This window comes from Streptomyces sp. AC550_RSS872, assembly GCF_019049285.1.
In the GTDB taxonomy this organism is placed as follows: Bacteria; Actinomycetota; Actinomycetes; order Streptomycetales; family Streptomycetaceae; genus Streptomyces.
Genome location: NZ_JAGMUL010000003.1, coordinates 22,549 through 37,984, shown reverse-complemented (window position 1 = coordinate 37,984; position 15,436 = coordinate 22,549). Strand labels below are relative to the sequence as shown.

Sequence of the window (15,436 nt, the reverse complement as noted above, 5' to 3'; positions counted from 1 at the left end):
AGCCCTCACCGGCCGGTCTGTTTCAGTGGTCGTACTTCAAGGGCGGCCTCTCAGACCCGCACCAGCGCGCGGTCCTCGTCGGTGTCCGTGTCCTTCGCCGCGTCGGCCTCCGTGCGCAGGCTCTCGCCCTCGACGTCGACGTTCGGCAGGGCGCGGTCCAGCCACTTCGGCAGCCACCAGGCCTTCTCGCCGAGCAGGGCGAGCACCGCCGGGACGATCGCCATGCGGACGACGAGGGCGTCGAAGAGGACGGCGATGGCGAGGCCGAAGCCGATCATCTTGACCATCGACTCGCTGGCGCCGATGAAGCCGGCGAACACCGCGATCATGATCAGCGCGGCGGCCACCACCACCCGGGCGCTGTGCCGGAACCCGGTCACCACGGCCTGGCTCGGCTTCTCGCCGTGGACGTACGCCTCGCGCATCCGCGTCACCAGGAACACCTCGTAGTCCATGGCCAGGCCGAAGACCACGCCGACCATGAAGATCGGCATCATCGACATGACCGGACCGGTCTCCTCGACCCCGAAGAGGCTCGCGAGCCAGCCCCACTGGAACACCGCGACGACCGCGCCGAGGGCGGCGAGCACCGACAGCAGGAAGCCGAGGGCCGCCTTCAGCGGGACCAGGATCGAGCGGAACACCAGGATCAGGAGCAGGAAGGCGAGGCCGACCACCAGGATCAGATACGGCACCAGCGCGTCGTTCAGCTTCTGCGAGAAGTCGATGTTCATCGCCGTCGCGCCGGTGACCAGCACGCTCGCGTCCGTGTCGGCCTTGATCTCCGCACCCGCGTCACGGATGGAGTGCACCAGGTCCTCGGTCGGGACCGACGAGGGCTTGGAGTCGGGGATCACGGTGATCGTCGCCGTGTCGCCCGCCTTGTTGTACGTCGCCGGGGTCACCGTCACGACGTCCTTGAGGCCCTTGATCTCGCTGGTGACGTCGCTGACGACGGTCTTGGGGGCATCGCTGGCCTTGGCGTCGACGACCACCATGAGCGGGCCGTTGAAGCCGGGGCCGAAGCCCTCCGAGAGCAGGTCGTAGGCCCGGCGCTGCGTCGTCGAGGTCGGCTGCGAGCCCTCGTCCGGCAGGCCCAGTTCGAGGGAGGTCGCCGGGAGGGCCGCGGCACCGAGGCCGACGACACCGAGGAGGAGGACGGCCACGGGACGGCGTACGACGAAGCTCGCCCAGCGCGTGCCCATGTTCGGCTTGGCCGCAGCGGCGTCGCCCGAAACGGCCTTGTCCGAAACGGCCTTGTCCGAAGCCGCCTTCCTGCGGCCTCCGCGCAGCTTGCCCTTCTCGCCCGTCGGCTTCACCTTGCGGCCCGCGTAGCCGAGCAGCGCGGGAACCATGGTCAGCGCGATCAGCACCGCGATCACGACCGTGCCCGCGGCCGCGAGGCCCATCTTCGTGAGCATCGGGACGTTGACGACGGCCAGTCCTGCCAGGGCGATGACCACGGTGAGACCGGCGAAGACCACCGCGGAGCCCGCCGTGCCGGCGGCCCTGCCGACCGCCTCCTCGCGGTCGCGGCCCTCGGCCAGTTCGGCGCGGTACCGGGAGACGATGAAGAGCGCGTAGTCGATGCCGACCGCGAGGCCGATCATCATGGCCAGCGTGGACGTGGTCGAGCCCAGGTCCAGTGCGTTGGCCAGCGCGGTGATCACCGAGACGCCGATGCCGACGCCGATGAGGGCGGTGAGCAGCGGCAGTCCCGCCGCGACCAGCGAGCCGAAGGTGATGACGAGGACGACCGCGGCGATGGCGAGACCGATGACCTCGGAGGCGGCCGCCGCGGGCGCCGCCTGGAGCGCGTCACCGCCGATCTCCACGGTCAGTCCGGCGTCCCGCGCCTGCTGCCCGGCGTCCTCCAGGGCGTCCCTGCTGGCGTCCTTCAGCTCCATGCCGGGAACCTCGTAGCGCACCGAGGCATAGGCGATGGTGCCGTCCTTGCTGACGGCGTGCGCCTGGTAGGGGTCGGCGACGGAGACGACCTCGGAGCCGTCGGACAGCTCCTTGACGGTCTTCTCGACGGTCGCCTTGTTGGCGGCGTCCGTCATCTTCTCGCCGTCCGGCGCCTTGAAGACGACACGGGCGGTACCGCCGTCCGCACTGCCGCCGGGGAAACGCTGCTCGAGCAGGTCGAAAGCCTTCTGCGCTTCCGTGCCCGGGATGGAGAAGGAGGTGGATCCGGCGCTGGGGGCGCTGGCCGCGCCGACGCCTGCGAGCGTGAGCAGCGCGACCCACATGAGGGCGACGAAATGCCGTCGCCGGAAGGCGAGCCGGCCGAGTTGGTAGAGGAACGTGGCCACGAGGGCGACTCCCGGTCAGGTCGTTGGGTTGTTTCTGGGCAGGGGTGATCAGCCTCTGGGCAGGGGTGATCAGCCCGACGACGTGAGCGGTGACGTCAGGTGGTGGGCTTGCTGGGGAGTGCTGGGGAGGGGGCTCGTCAGTCGACGGGGGCGCCGAGGGCGGGGAGGACCACGGCGTCGATGTACGAAAGGATGAACTCCTGGGTGGGCGGCTGCTCGTCGAGCAGCGTGCGGGCGACGACAGCGCCGAGCATCATGTGCATCATGAACCCGGCCGCCGGCGTGTCCACCGCGACCTCGCCCCGGTCCACGGCCCGCTGCACCAGGCGGTTGAACTCCGCGATCTCCGGTTCGACCAGATGCTCGCGAAACGCCTGCAACAGGTCCGGGTTGCCGTGCACCGCCATGGCCAGACCCCGCATCAGCGCGGAGTTCTGCTCCATCTCGCAGTCGTCCGAGCGCAGGGTGAGGGCGTGCAGATCGCCCCGGAGGGATCCGGTGTCGATCTCTTCGCGGCCGGAGCCGCCCGGCTTGCTGTGCCGCACCGCCTTGGCCACCAGCTCGGCCTTGCCGCCCCACTGGCGGTAGAGGGTGGCCTTGCTGGACCGGGTGCGGGCGGCCACGGCGTCCATGGTCAGGGCGTCGTAGCCGACTTCCCGGAGCAGGTCGAGCACGGCCCCGTACAACTCGGCCTCGCGCTCGGGAGTGATCCGACTGCGACGCGCCGTTGCGACCTCAGTCATGTCTCTCTCCACCTTCCCGTTCCGAACGACACTGTTTCGTACACGACGAATGTAGCGCACCTCTCAGCGAAACGAAACGGTTTCGTTCGTGTTGTGGGTCACGGTGCCGTCGCCCTGCCATGGGTTGTCACGAGTTGCCCAGGTCCGTCCACAGGAAAAGCATGGGGAGGTGAGCTATCTGCGCCTGCCGCATCTCCATGACGACCTGTTGTGCTTCGTGGCCGAGGACGACCTGTGGCTGGCCCCGCTGGACGGCCGGGGCCGGGCCTGGCGTCTCACCGTGGACCGCGCCAAGACCGGCCACCCCCGCTTCTCGCCCGACGGACGCCATCTGGCGTACACGAGCTGGCACAGCCTCGTCCCCGAGATCCATCTGGTCCCGGTGGCCGGCGGCCCGGGCCGCCGGCTCACCCACTGGGGCTCGGCGGACACCCGGGTGTGCGGCTGGACACCCGAGGGCGTGATCCTCGCCGTGGCCTCCCACGGCGAGCCCTTCTCCCACTACACCTTCGCCTACAAGGTCCGCCCCGACGGCGACCCCGGCCGCAAACTCCCCTGGGGACCGTGCTCCGACATCCAGGTCGCCGACCTCGACGGCGAGCGCAGGACCCTGCTCCTGACCGGCACCCCACCGCACGAACCCGCCTCCTGGAAGCGCTATCGGGGCGGCGCCACGGGCCGCCTGTGGCTGCACGGCGAACGCCTGCTCGCGGACCTCGACGGCCACCTCGACTCCCCCCTGTTCGTCGGCGGCCGGATCGCCTTCCTCTCCGACCACGAGGGCGTCGGCAACCTCTACTCCTGCGCCCACGACGGTTCCGACCTGCGCCGGCACACCGACCACGACGCCTTCTACGCCCGGCACGCGGCGAGCGACGGCACCCGGGTGGTGTACCAGTGCGCGGGCGACCTGTGGATCGTGGACGACCTCGCCGCCGGCTCCGAGCCGCGCCGCCTGGACGTACGCCTGAGCGGGCCGGCCGCCGGCCGCCGCAGGTACCAGGTGCCGGCCGCCCAGCACGTCGACGGCATCTCCGTCGACGAGACGGGCCGCGCGAGTGCCGTCGTCGTCCGCGGCAGCCTCTACTGGCTCACCCACCGGGACGGCCCGGCCCGTACGATCACCGACACACCGGGCGTACGGGTCCGGCTCCCGGAGATGCTCGGCTCGGCCGGGCAGGTCGCGTATGTGACGGACGCCGAGGGCGAGGACGCCGTCGAGATCGCCTGTCTGCCACGGGCCACCGGCGACCGCGAGCCACGCCGGCTGGCCTCCGGCGAGCTGGGCCGGGTCCTGGAGATGGTCGCCGACCCGCAGGGCGAACACCTCGCCATCGCGGCCCACGACGGACGGCTGCTGCTCCTGGACGCTACGGAGGACTCGAACGGCGAGGTCACCGAGCTGATCCACTCGGTCAACGGCCCCGTCCGGGACCTGGCCTTCTCCCCGGACGGCAGCTGGCTGACCTGGTCGCACCCCGGGATCGGCCGCTCCCTGCGGCAGATCAAGCTGGCCCGCATGAGGGACAGCCTGATCGTCGACGTCACGAGCGGCCGCTTCGAGGACGAGAACCCGGTGTTCACCCGGGACGGCCGCTACCTCGCCTTCCTCTCCTGGCGGGGCTTCGACCCGGTGTACGACGTCCACACCGGCGACCTCTCCTTCCCCCTGGGCTGCCGCCCCTACCTGGTCCCCCTCTCCTCCGCGACCCCCTCCCCCTTCGCCCTGACCCCCGAGGGCCGCCCGGCCGCCGGGGGCCTGGACCCGGTGGAGGACGAGGAGGGCGAGACCGGCGGCGCGCCGACCGTCGAGACCGAGGGCCTGGAGAGCCGGGTCACCCCCTTCCCGGTCGGCGCCTCCAAGTACTCGGCGCTGCACCCGGTGGCGGGCGGCGGACTGGTCTGGCTGCGCTGGCCGATCTCGGGCGCGCTGGGCGAGACGTTCGCCAACCCGGACGACACGACCGGCCGGCCGACCCTCGAACACTTCAACATCAGCAAGGCGAAGAAGTCCGAACTCGTCGACCATCTCGACTGGTTCGCGGTCAGCGGCGACGGCTCCCGCCTGGTCCTGGTCGACGAGGGCGACCTGCGGGCGGTGCCCGCCTCCGAGTCCGGCGACAGCGACACGACGGTCTGGATCGACTCGCGCCGCATCCTGCACGAGGTGGACCCGACGGCGGAGTGGAAGCAGGCGTACGAGGAGGCGGGCCGGCTCATCCGCGCGTACTTCTGGGAGCCGGGGATGTGCGGCATCGACTGGGACGCGGTCCTCGCCCAGTACCGCCCCCTGGTCGAACGGGTCGCCTCCCCCGACGAGTTCGCCGACCTGCTCCGCGAGGTCCTGGGCGAACTCGGCACCTCCCACGCCTACGTCACGGCCGCCCGCCGCAACGAGGGCCCTGCGCACTACCAGCGCTGGCAGGGCCTGCTCGGCGCCAACTTCGTACGCCGCGACGACGACTGGATGGTCCGGCGCATCCTCCCCGGTGAGTCCTCCGACTCCAAGGCCCGCTCCCCGCTGGCGGGCACGGGCATCCGCGAGGGCGCGGTCCTCACCCACGTCGACGGCCGTCCGGTGAACCCGGTGACCGGCCCCTACCCGCTGCTCGCCGGGGCCGGCGGCACGACGGTGGAGCTGACCTTCGCCCAACCCGTCGCCCACCACCACCCTTCCAAGGAAGGCCCTTCGGGCCCCTCTGATTCGGCGGAGGTCGAGCCGGGCCGGGCCCGGCGCGTGGCCGTCGTCCCCCTGATCGACGAGCGCCCCCTGCGCTACCAGGACTGGGTCGCCAAACGCCGTGCTGTGGTCCGGGAGTTGAGCGGCGGCCGCTGCGGCTACCTCCACATCCCCGACATGGGCGGCTCGGGCTGGGCCCAGTTCAACCGCGACCTGCGTATGGAGATGTCCCGCCCCGCCCTGATCGTCGACGTACGCGGCAACGCGGGCGGCCACATCAGCGAGCTGGTGGTGGAGAAACTGACCCGCACGATCCTCGGCTGGGACCTCACGCGCAACGCCCAGCCGGTGTCGTACGCCTCGAACGCCCCACGCGGTCCGATCGTCGCCCTCGCCGACGAGGCGACTTCGTCGGACGGCGACATGATCACGGCCGCCTTCAAGCTCCTCGGACTCGGCCCGGTCGTCGGCCAGCGCACCTGGGGCGGAGTCGTCGGCATGACCGGCCGCCACCGCCTCGGCGACGGCACCGTCATCACGGTCCCGATGAACGCCGCCTGGTTCGACGCCTACGGCTGGACCATCGAGAACAAGGGCGTCACCCCGGACGTCGAGGTCCTCCGCACTCCCCTGGACTGGGCAGAGGGCCGCCACGCCCAACTCAAGGACGCGGTGGAACTGGCCCTGGAGCTCCTGGAATCCAACCCCCCGGCAACGCCCCCGGATTACGCACACGTACCGGACCGATCAAGGCCGAAATTGCCGCCACGGAATCGGTAGGGGCAACATCAACGCCCCCAGGGGCGCGGGGCTGTATCAATTTGCGGCTCCGCCACGCGGGCGCGACCAACCCCCACACACCTCCTGACACGCGGCACCACCAACCCCCAGGGGCGCGGGGAACTGCGCGACAAGCCCCCCACCGGGCCCGCACCCGACAACGAACCCCCGAACACAACGCAAACGCGGGGCACCCACCAAAACAGGGGGCGCCCCGCGTTCACACAGACCGACGACTACCGGTCGTAGTCCTGGTCAAACCGCTCCTCGTCCTCGCGACGCACCCGCTCGGACTCCTCGTCCCGCTGCGGCCGCTGCGGACGACCCCGCTCCGGCTGCGGCTGCCCCTGCGGACGCCCGCGCTCCTGCTGACCGTGCTGGCGAGCACGCTCCTGAAGCTGCTCGGACTTCTCCTTGAACTGGTCCTTCATACCCATGTGGGTTCACTCCCGTAGTGAGTGGGGATTGGCCCCTCGGTGGGGCCTCGACCAGATTCACACGGGCGATAACCCCCCGCATGTCGATCAGTTACGCCGCGTAGCCCTCTCCTGCTCGTCGGCCGCGCCCCCCGCTCCGACCAGCCCGATCCGCATCCCCTCCAGCCGGTCCGCGAACCGCCGTACCTGCCGTTGCCCCACGGTCCCGATGAGCCCGGGCAGATACCCGCGCACCCCTTGCATCCCGCGCAGCCACCACTGCCCGTACACATGACTCGACCGCCTCTCGATCCCCGCCACGATCCGGTCGACCGCCGGCCCCGGCGGATAGGTCTTGTTGGACGGCCACGGCAGCCGCTGCCTCAACTCCCGCATGACGTCGTCCTGATCGGCGCCCCGCACCATGTCAGTGTCGGTCCAGGACAGATACCCGACGCCCACCCGCACGCCCTTGTACCCGACTTCGGCCCGCAGACTGTGCGCGTACGCCTCGACACCGGACTTGGACGCGCAGTACGCGGTCATCATCGGCGCCGGGGTGATGGCGGCGAGCGAGGCGATCTGGAGCAGATAGCCGCGGCTCTCCATCAGCACGGGCAGAAACGCACGAGCCGTCACCGCCGACCCGATGAGGTTGACCTCGATGACCCGTCGCCAGGCCTCCGGATCGGAGTCCACGAAGGGACCGCCGCTCGCGACACCGGCGTTGGCGACGACGATGTCGACCTTCCCGAACCGCTCCTTGACCTCCCGCGCGACGACCGCCATCGCCTCATGGTCCGTCACATCGGCGTACCAGTGGCCGCTGTCGCCGTGCAGCCGTTCGGAGACCTGCTTGAGGGCGTCCGGCTCCAGCCCGACCAGCGCCACGCTCGCGCCGCGCGCGGAGAGCTTGCGGGCGAGCAGCTCCCCGACGCCGCGCGCCGCCCCCGTGACCACGGCGACCTGCCCTTCGAGGCTCACCCTGCTCATGCGCCCTCCTTCACCTGCGTGTACGTGTCGGTGTGCTTCGTCGTGCTGCGCGTGTACGTCGTGACGAGCTCCCGTATCTTCCCGGTCACCAGACCGGGCGCCTCGACCGGCGTCATGTGCCCGAGGCCCGGCAGTTCGGTGACACCGAGGCTCTGGGGCAGCGCGGCGGCCAGCGTGTACGCGTGCACGGGCGGGGTGAGCCGGTCGGCCGTGCCGACGACCACCGCGGTCGGCACCGCCAACTCCCGTACGCCATGGTCGAGATCGAGCAGATCGAGCACCTGCGACCAGGCGTACCGCACCTTGCGCGGGCACGCGTGCACGATCCGCGCGCACGCCTCGACCATGTGCGGGGCCGAACCGCGGCCCATCGTGCCGTACTTGAGGATCGCCCGTGCGACGGGCGTGACCGGCCCGAGCGGTGCCCGGGCGCCGAGTATGTGCTTGGTCAGCCAGGTCCGCAGCCGTCCCGGCCGCATCGGTACGACCGTCGACTCGGCGACCAGCCGCGAGGAGCCGGTGCTGCACAGCAGGACGGCGGCGGCATGCTCGCGGAACCCGGGGCGGGCGGACGCCGCCATCACCGTCATGCCGCCCATGGAGTGCCCGGCGATCACGGCCTTCTCGCCGGGCGCGAGGGTCGCCCTCAGTACGGCTTCGAGGTCGTCGGCGAGCGCGTCGGCACTGCACGCCGGGCTCGCCGGGCTGCGTCCGTGGCCGCGCTGGTCGTAGGCGATGACCCGGTGGTCGGCGGTCAGTTCCCGGATCTGCGCCGCCCAGAAGGCGGTCGAGCAGGTCCAGCCGTGCGCGAGGACGACGGCGGGCGCGTCCTTCGGGCCGTGCACCTCTATGTGCAGCCGGGCGCCGTCGGCGGAGGTGGCCGTCAGCTCACGGGCGGGGGCGGGCGGGGCGTACGGCCCGGACGTCACATGCATGAGACGGCTCACGCGGTCACCTCGGCGTCTTCCTTGACTGCGGCCCGCACCACGGCGTACTCCGACAGGTCCACGCGCCGCGTGGCCCGCCTGAACTCGCTCGTCGTGCCGGGCCAGACGGTGGTGTTACGGCCGTTCGCGTCGAGGTACCAGCTCGTGCAGCCGCCCGTGTTCCACACGGTCCGCTCCATCCGGTCCTGGACCCGCCGGTTCCAGGCGTGCACGGCGCTCGGCCGCGCGTCGAGGGCGACCCGCCCGCCCAGGACGGGGGGTCCGGAGGGGTTCCCCCCGGAAAGTACAGCCAACTGGCGTACGAAGTCGGCCATGTAGTTCAGCTGGGACTCGATCATCAGGATCATCGAGGAGTTCCCGAGCCCCGTATTGGGCCCGATGACGGTCATCCAGTTCGGGAACCCGGCCGCGGAGGCACCCCGCAGCGCCTCCATCCCGCCCTTCCACTCCTCGGCGAGCGTCTTGCCTTCGGCTCCCACCACCCGCTCGGCGATGGGCATGTCGGTGACGTGGAACCCCGTACCGAAGACGATCGCGTCGACCTCGGCCTCGGTCCCGTCGGCGGCCACGACGGTCGAGCCGCGGACCTCGCTCAGCCCGCTGGCCACCACGTCGACATTGGGCCGGGCGAGCGCGGGATAGTACGTGCTGCTCAGCAGGATCCGCTTGCAGCCGATGCGGTAGTCGGGGGTCAGCTTCGCGCGCAGGGCCGGGTCCTTGATGGAGCGGGCCATGTTCCGCTTGGCCAGCTGCTCGACGAAGCCCAGCTCGTTCGGGTGCTTGGTGAACGCCTGGACCTGAAGCTCCCGGATGCCCCACAGCAGTCCACGGCGCAGCTGCGCGGTGAAGGGCAGGGCCCGGTGCAGGGAGCGTTCGGCGCCGCTGATGGCGCGGTCGACGCGGGGCATGACCCACGGCGGGGTGCGCTGGAAGAGGGTGAGCCGCTCGACGTCGGGCTGGATGGACGGCACGATCTGGATGGCGGAGGCCCCCGTCCCCACCATCGCGACACGCTTGCCGCGCAGATCGTAGTCGTGGTCCCAGCGGGCGGAGTGGAAGACCTTGCCGGGGAAGGTGTCGAGCCCGGGGATGTCCGGGACCTTGGGGTCGGACAGCGGCCCGGTGGCGGAGACGACGAAGTCGGCCGACAGACTCCCGCCGCTGGTCTCGATGTCCCAGCACAGCCGCTCGCCGTTCCAGGTCATCCGCTCCACCTCCGAGTTGAAGCGGATGTGCGGCCGCAGCCCGAAGACGTCCGTGACGTGCTCCAGATAGGCCCGGATGTGCTCCTGCCCGGAGAAGGTGCGCGGCCAGTCGGGGTTGGGCGCGAAGGAGAACGAGTACAGATGGGACGGCACATCGCAGGCACACCCCGGATAGCTGTTGTCCCGCCAGGTGCCGCCGACGCTGTCGGCCCGCTCCAGGACGACGAAGTCGGTGACACCCTCGCGTCGCAGCCGGACGGCGGCCCCCAACCCGCCGAACCCGGACCCGACCACCGCGACCCGCACATGTTCGCGTTCGGCCATGCCTGTGCCTCCACACTTGAACACACTTGAACCGGAACCACGCCAGTGAACACTGGCGCAATGGGAGAGTAGAGCAGGTCCGTACCGACCGGTAGGGGTCGATCGGCGACGTTTACATCAGCGGCTGCCGCCGCGGGTACCGTCGGTACGACTTAAGGTGCCCAGGTGACCGAGAAGCGTGAATACCGCATGGAGGAGCTCGCCCGCCTGGCCGGCATCACGGTGCGCACCCTGCGCTTCTACCGCGAACGCAAGCTGATCCCACCACCCCGCCGCGAGGGCCGCATCGCCTGGTACGACGACCACCACCTGGCCCGCCTGCACACGATCTCGGCCCTGCTGGAACGCGGCCACACTCTGAACGGCATCGCGGAACTCGCCGACGCCCTCGACCACGGCCGTGACGTCGCCGACCTCCTCGGCGTCGACGCCCCCACCGAGGAGGAGCCGGTCCGCCTCACCCCCGAGGAACTCGCCGCCCGCTTCGAGGGCGAGGTCACCCCCGAGAACCTCGCCGCCGCCATGGAACTCGGCTACCTCGGCACCGACGGCGACGAGATCGTCCACATCAGCCGCCGCCTCCTGGACGTCTCCTCGACCCTGGTCCGCGAGGGCATCCCCCTCGCGGAGGTCCTGGCGGCGGGCAAACGCGTCCGCGAACACGTCGACGCCCTGGCAGAGATGTTCGCCGAACTGGTCCTGCGCCACGCCCAGGAGGACGACCTCCAGCGCCTGCGACCGCTGGCTCGGAGCGTTGTGGAGGCGGAGCTTTCGCTGGCACTGGACCGGCGGTTGCGGAAACAGCAGTAGCTCAAGCGCTCTGCAAATCCTGAAGATTCACACGATCGAGGTGCCTTCCCGGCTTCGGTACCCGGAATGACGTTCGTGCTCCGAGAGTGAGATCGAAAATGCCCCGGCGGCTGTGCGGCCAGTCCCGGGGTGTGGCCGACTCTGACTAGGAGCGTCGACGTGCCCCCACGTAATCAACGATCAGCCCTGTGCACCTCCTCTCACTCGACTTCCGGCGAGCAACGCGCGAGGGCCCTTGCCGCCCCTTGCCGCACTGCGTCTCAGTTGCGTCACCAGCGCGACGACCTCACCGGCCCGCCAGCGGTCCGTCATCCATCTCGCGGCCGAGAGGGTCGGCTTCACCCTGATCGCCGAGGCATCGGACCTCGGGGTCTCAGCCCGTCAGACCTCACCGTTCGAGAGGCCCTCTCTCTCATCCTGGCTGCACATGTCTCACGCGTACGAAGCTGTCATTTGGTCACACGTGGATCGGGCTGTGCGTTCCGTGGCGCACATGGCCGAGTTGATCGCCTGGGGGCGACACCACACCCGGACACTCGTGTTCGGCATGCCAGAGGACGATCACCCGGTCGTTGTAACACCTCAGGCCGACGGTTCGACCATCCGGCGGTGCCTGGACCTCGCCCACGACGCCGAGCAGGAAGCCCGTACCATCTCAGCCCGGCTCAGCAGCAGTCACGAGGCGCTGCGCGCAGCCGGTCGCGTGATCGTCGAGCAAGTACATGCGGGACAGTCGCTGATCACCATCGCACGCGAACTGAACGACTCAGATGTCCTGGTACCACGCGACCGTCATGCCCAACTCCAGGGGCGCCCGACGGGGGGTCGTCGCCACGGACGTGACTTCGAACGATTCCGGTGGACCTCGGGCACGCTGTCCAAAGTGCTGCGCAGCCCGTCACTGATGGGGCACCGGATTCATGGCGGTCGGTCGGTTCGCGACTCAACCGGCGCCCCGGTACTGATCGGACAGCCGTTGCTCTCCGACGAGGAGTTCCAGGCATTGCAACACGTCCTTGACGCACGTTCCAACGACACCCGCCAAACGAGAAGCCGGACGACTGCGCTGCTCACCGGCGTCGCACACTGCTCGGGCTGCGATGGACGCATGTACCTCGCAGCCCTTAAGGGCTATCCGTACGGCGACTACACCTGCCGCGCGACCGCGCGGGGCGAAGTGTGCCCTGCCCCGGCTGCCACGGCGACGGAGACCGCCGTCTCCCGAGAGCTTCTTCTCGACAGCGGCGTCCGTGTCATCGTCGCCAAGGGCCGCTGCGGCGGCGGCCCGGCCCGGCTTGCCGGACCAGACACCTCACGCTAGAGCTTCACGCTCGATGAACGCATCGGAGAATGCGCGGGCTGCGCCTCGCTCGGCCTGTGTCACCTTTCGAAGATCACGGTCACGGGAGCATGATCCGACCACCGCTCCTCGTGACTTGCCGCCCTTTCCACCACGCCCTTGACAGCACTCGCCGCGAGCCCAGGGGTCGCCACGGCCAGGTCAATTCTCCATCCTGAATCGTTGTCGAAGGCCCGCCCTCGATACGACCACCACGTATACGGCCCCTCCACATCCGGATACAGCGCCCGCACGACATCGACGTAACCACCGGCGGCCGGTTCGAGCACTTGCGTGAGCCACTCCCGCTCCTCCGGCAGGAACCCGGAGTTCTTCTGGTTGCCCCGCCAGTTCTTCAGGTCGGCCTGCTGGTGCGCGATGTTCCAGTCGCCGCAGACGAGAACCTCGCGGCCGTCGGCGGCAGCGCGCTCGCGCAGGTCCTTCAGATAGGCCAGGAACTCGCCCATGAAGCGAACCTTCTCGTCCTGCCGCTCGGTACCGACCTCGCCCGAGGGGAGGTAGAGAGAGGCGACCGTCACACCGGGCAGGTCGGCCTCGACATAGCGCCCGCTGTCGTCGAACTCACTCGAACCGAAGCCGACCTGGATGCGGTCGGGCTCGCGGCGGGTGTAGAGGGAGACGCCGGCGCGGCCCTTGGCGGCGGCGGGAGCGTGCACGACATGCCATCCGTCGGGCGTACGCACATGCTCCGGCAGCTGCTGCGGCTCCGCGCGCACCTCCTGGAGGCACAGCACATCCGCTTCGGTACCGGCGAGCCACTCCACGAAGCCCTTCTTCGCGGCGGCCCGCAGCCCGTTCACATTCACAGAGGTCACAGTGAGCACCCGGGAACGATACCCGCACCCTGGAACGAGTCCGGTTCTGGAACCCGGTGAAATTGAACTCATATACGGTGTTCGGCATGGACATACGCCGGGTCGCCTTCGACCACCCCGACGCCATCAAGCTCAGTGATCAGGTCCAGGCCGAGTACGGCGTCCGTTACGGCGACGGCGGCGACGCCACGCCCCTGGACGTAGCGGACTTCAGGCCGCCGAACGGCCTGTACCTGCTCGCGTACGACGCGCTCGGCACCCCCGTCGCCTCCGGCGGCTGGCGGTCCCAGGACGAGAACGGCGAGGGCAACGCGGACGGCGACGCCGAGCTCAAGCGGATGTATGTCATCGAGCAGATGCGCGGACGGGGCCTGGCGCGCCGCATCCTGGCCCTACTGGAGGAGGACGCGCGGGACGCGGGCCGCAGGCGCATGGTGCTGGAGACCGGGGCCAAGCAGCCGGAGGCGGTGCAGCTGTACACGTCCAGCGGGTACGAGCCGTGCGAGAAGTTCGGCTACTACCGCTTCCACGAACTCAGCCTGTGTTTCGCCAAGGCCCTGTGACGCGTACGCCCGCCCTCAGCCGTCGCCGTCGCTCTCCCGCCGGTTGATGCGATACACGTCCCGCACACAGAGGTTGAGGACCAGGGACAGGACGACCAGCCCCGCGCACGCCACCAGCACCGTGCGGCTGTCCCAGATGCCGGCCGCGAGGGCGGTGAGCAGATAGCCGAGGGGGATCGCGAGCCGTTCGCCCACGTTGTTGAACGCGCTCATACGCCCCAACTCGCCCTGCGGCACATGCTGTTGGAAAGCGGTCGTCCACGCGACGATCGTCACGTCGAGTCCGATCCCCGCGAGCACCGCGGCCAACAGCACCCAGGGCAGCGGCAGTCCCCACCCCATGGCGAGCAGCGGCGCGGCGAGCGGCGTACAGGCCACGATGGCCACGACCAGCAGCCGGTACGGCCGCCAGCGCAGGCACACCACCGTCCCGCCCAGCAGCCCCGCCGCGAACGCGGCCTGTACGAGCCCCCAGTCACGTGCCCCCGCGTACCGCTCCGCCGCGACGACGGGCCCGAGCAGCTGGTACCCCGCCAGCCACGCGGCGACGAGAAGCGTGCCGGCGGCCGTGTAGGTCCACAGCCAGGTCCGCGACCAGAAGCCGGCCCAGCCGTGCCGCAGGTCGCTGAGCGCGCTGGTGACGGTGACGGGCGCGTCCAGGCGCAGCCCGAGCAGCAGGAAGGCGGCGACGGCGAAGGTGAGCGCGTCCCAGGCGAGCGCCCAGGCCGGGCCACTGACCGCGACGACGGCTCCGCCGACGGCCGGTCCGAGCACCTTGACGGCGTTGCCCGGCAGCCTGAGCAGGGCGTTGGCCTGCTGCAACTGGTCCACGGGGACGATCTGGCCCACGGCGCCCTGGGCGGCGGGCACGGTGAAGGCCACCGCGGTCCCGGAGACGAATCCGCAGACCGCGATGGAAGTCGTCGAGGCCTGTCCTGTGGCGACGATCACGGCCAGCGCGCCTTGGGCGAGGGCCGCGAGGAGATTGCCGAGGAAGAGCATCCGGCTGCGGGACATCCGGTCCGCCAGCACTCCGCCCACGAGCAGGAACAGGACCGTCGGCACGGTGTTCGTGGCGAGCACCAGCCCGAGCTCCCCGGCTCCGCCGCCCTCCCCGATCACGGAGTAGGCGAGCGCCAGGGGCGCCATGGCGGAGCCGGTGGCGGAGACGAGGTTGGCCAGCACGAACCGCCCGAAGCCCGGGATCCGCAGCGGCGCCGCACGCCCCGCCGATAACTCTGCGTCGACCTTCTCCACGCTCCCCCTCGCGACGGCGGCACTTGGGCACAACAAAGATCCCGCCCGATCAACCGATCGGACGGGATCTCTCAACTCCCGGGTTTCCCTGGAGAGTTGTTGCGGTGGACCTGAGGGGATTTGAACCCCTGGCCCCCTCGATGCGAACGAGGTGCGCTACCGGACTGCGCCACAGGCCCTTGCAACGAGTGAAACTTTAGCACCCCGATCGGCCTGCTTGGAAATCCG

At 70.2% G+C, this 15,436-nt stretch carries 12 protein-coding genes and 1 tRNA gene; 4 read left to right on the top strand and 9 right to left on the bottom strand.

Annotated features, from left to right (window positions below; genetic code table 11):
- Positions 1-50: 50 nt before the first annotated feature.
- Positions 51-2,315 (bottom strand): MMPL family transporter, encoded by a 2,265-nt coding sequence (locus KUM44_RS00735; protein ID WP_217205443.1) that lies wholly within the window; start codon positions 2,313-2,315, stop codon positions 51-53.
- Between the two features lie 137 nt (positions 2,316-2,452).
- Positions 2,453-3,058, bottom strand: a complete 606-nt coding sequence (locus KUM44_RS00730) for a TetR/AcrR family transcriptional regulator (protein WP_217205441.1) — start codon at positions 3,056-3,058, stop codon at positions 2,453-2,455.
- Positions 3,059-3,227: 169 nt separating this feature from the next.
- Here KUM44_RS00730 and KUM44_RS00725 point away from each other — a divergent pair, with 169 nt between their 5' ends.
- Entirely contained in the window at positions 3,228-6,518 is a 3,291-nt protein-coding gene (locus KUM44_RS00725) for a S41 family peptidase (RefSeq protein WP_217205439.1), read from the top strand.
- A gap of 236 nt (positions 6,519-6,754) precedes the next feature.
- On the opposite strand, the gene KUM44_RS00720 is transcribed toward KUM44_RS00725, so the two are convergent.
- From KUM44_RS00720 to KUM44_RS00705, 4 genes are all read right to left on the bottom strand, one after another.
- Positions 6,755-6,955 carry a hypothetical protein gene (locus KUM44_RS00720; protein ID WP_217205431.1) on the bottom strand — a complete coding sequence of 67 codons (201 nt, stop codon included), beginning with the start codon at positions 6,953-6,955 and terminating at the stop codon, positions 6,755-6,757.
- An 87-nt stretch (positions 6,956-7,042) separates the two neighbouring features.
- Complete coding sequence (locus tag KUM44_RS00715) at positions 7,043-7,927, bottom strand: SDR family oxidoreductase (RefSeq protein ID WP_217205429.1); 885 nt, start codon at positions 7,925-7,927, stop codon at positions 7,043-7,045.
- A complete protein-coding gene (locus KUM44_RS00710) occupies positions 7,924-8,874 on the bottom strand; it encodes an alpha/beta fold hydrolase (RefSeq protein ID WP_217205427.1) in 951 nt (316 codons plus the stop codon). Before KUM44_RS00710 ends, KUM44_RS00715 begins: the two co-directional genes overlap by 4 nt.
- Positions 8,871-10,403, bottom strand: coding sequence for an NAD(P)/FAD-dependent oxidoreductase (locus KUM44_RS00705; protein ID WP_217205425.1), 1,533 nt, complete (start codon positions 10,401-10,403; stop codon positions 8,871-8,873). The genes KUM44_RS00710 and KUM44_RS00705 overlap by 4 nt, the downstream gene beginning before the upstream one ends.
- Positions 10,404-10,568: 165 nt before the next feature.
- Here KUM44_RS00705 and KUM44_RS00700 point away from each other — a divergent pair, with 165 nt between their 5' ends.
- Together KUM44_RS00700 and KUM44_RS00695 are read left to right on the top strand one after the other, a co-directional pair.
- Positions 10,569-11,213 (top strand): MerR family transcriptional regulator, encoded by a 645-nt coding sequence (locus KUM44_RS00700; protein WP_308402443.1) that lies wholly within the window; start codon positions 10,569-10,571, stop codon positions 11,211-11,213.
- Between the two features lie 235 nt (positions 11,214-11,448).
- The gene (locus KUM44_RS00695; protein WP_254388849.1) at positions 11,449-12,534 is read left to right on the top strand and encodes a recombinase family protein; all 1,086 of its coding nucleotides are present in this window, start codon (positions 11,449-11,451) and stop codon (positions 12,532-12,534) included.
- A gap of 59 nt (positions 12,535-12,593) precedes the next feature.
- Here the strand turns inward: KUM44_RS00695 and KUM44_RS00690 are convergent, their stop codons facing one another.
- Positions 12,594-13,397 (bottom strand): exodeoxyribonuclease III, encoded by an 804-nt coding sequence (locus KUM44_RS00690; protein ID WP_217205423.1) that lies wholly within the window; start codon positions 13,395-13,397, stop codon positions 12,594-12,596.
- A gap of 77 nt (positions 13,398-13,474) precedes the next feature.
- Between KUM44_RS00690 and KUM44_RS00685 the strand changes: the two genes are divergently transcribed.
- Positions 13,475-13,951 (top strand): GNAT family N-acetyltransferase, encoded by a 477-nt coding sequence (locus tag KUM44_RS00685; RefSeq protein WP_217205421.1) that lies wholly within the window; start codon positions 13,475-13,477, stop codon positions 13,949-13,951.
- A gap of 15 nt (positions 13,952-13,966) precedes the next feature.
- Here the strand turns inward: KUM44_RS00685 and KUM44_RS00680 are convergent, their stop codons facing one another.
- Together KUM44_RS00680 and KUM44_RS00675 are read right to left on the bottom strand one after the other, a co-directional pair.
- Positions 13,967-15,208, bottom strand: a complete 1,242-nt coding sequence (locus KUM44_RS00680; RefSeq protein ID WP_308402442.1) for an MFS transporter — start codon at positions 15,206-15,208, stop codon at positions 13,967-13,969.
- A 105-nt stretch (positions 15,209-15,313) separates the two neighbouring features.
- Positions 15,314-15,387 (bottom strand) — tRNA-Ala (locus tag KUM44_RS00675).
- Between the last annotated feature and the right edge of the window lie 49 nt (positions 15,388-15,436).

Excerpts from the sequence above, each read along its gene's own strand:
- KUM44_RS00730 (WP_217205441.1), bottom strand. The coding sequence starts at position 3,058 with ATGACTGAGGTCGCAACGGCGCGTCGCAGTCGGATCACTCCCGAGCGC.
- KUM44_RS00705 (WP_217205425.1), bottom strand. The coding sequence starts at position 10,403 with ATGGCCGAACGCGAACATGTGCGGGTCGCGGTGGTCGGGTCCGGGTTC.
- KUM44_RS00715 (WP_217205429.1), bottom strand. The coding sequence starts at position 7,927 with ATGAGCAGGGTGAGCCTCGAAGGGCAGGTCGCCGTGGTCACGGGGGCG.
- KUM44_RS00720 (WP_217205431.1), bottom strand. The coding sequence starts at position 6,955 with ATGGGTATGAAGGACCAGTTCAAGGAGAAGTCCGAGCAGCTTCAGGAG.
- KUM44_RS00685 (WP_217205421.1), top strand. The coding sequence starts at position 13,475 with ATGGACATACGCCGGGTCGCCTTCGACCACCCCGACGCCATCAAGCTC.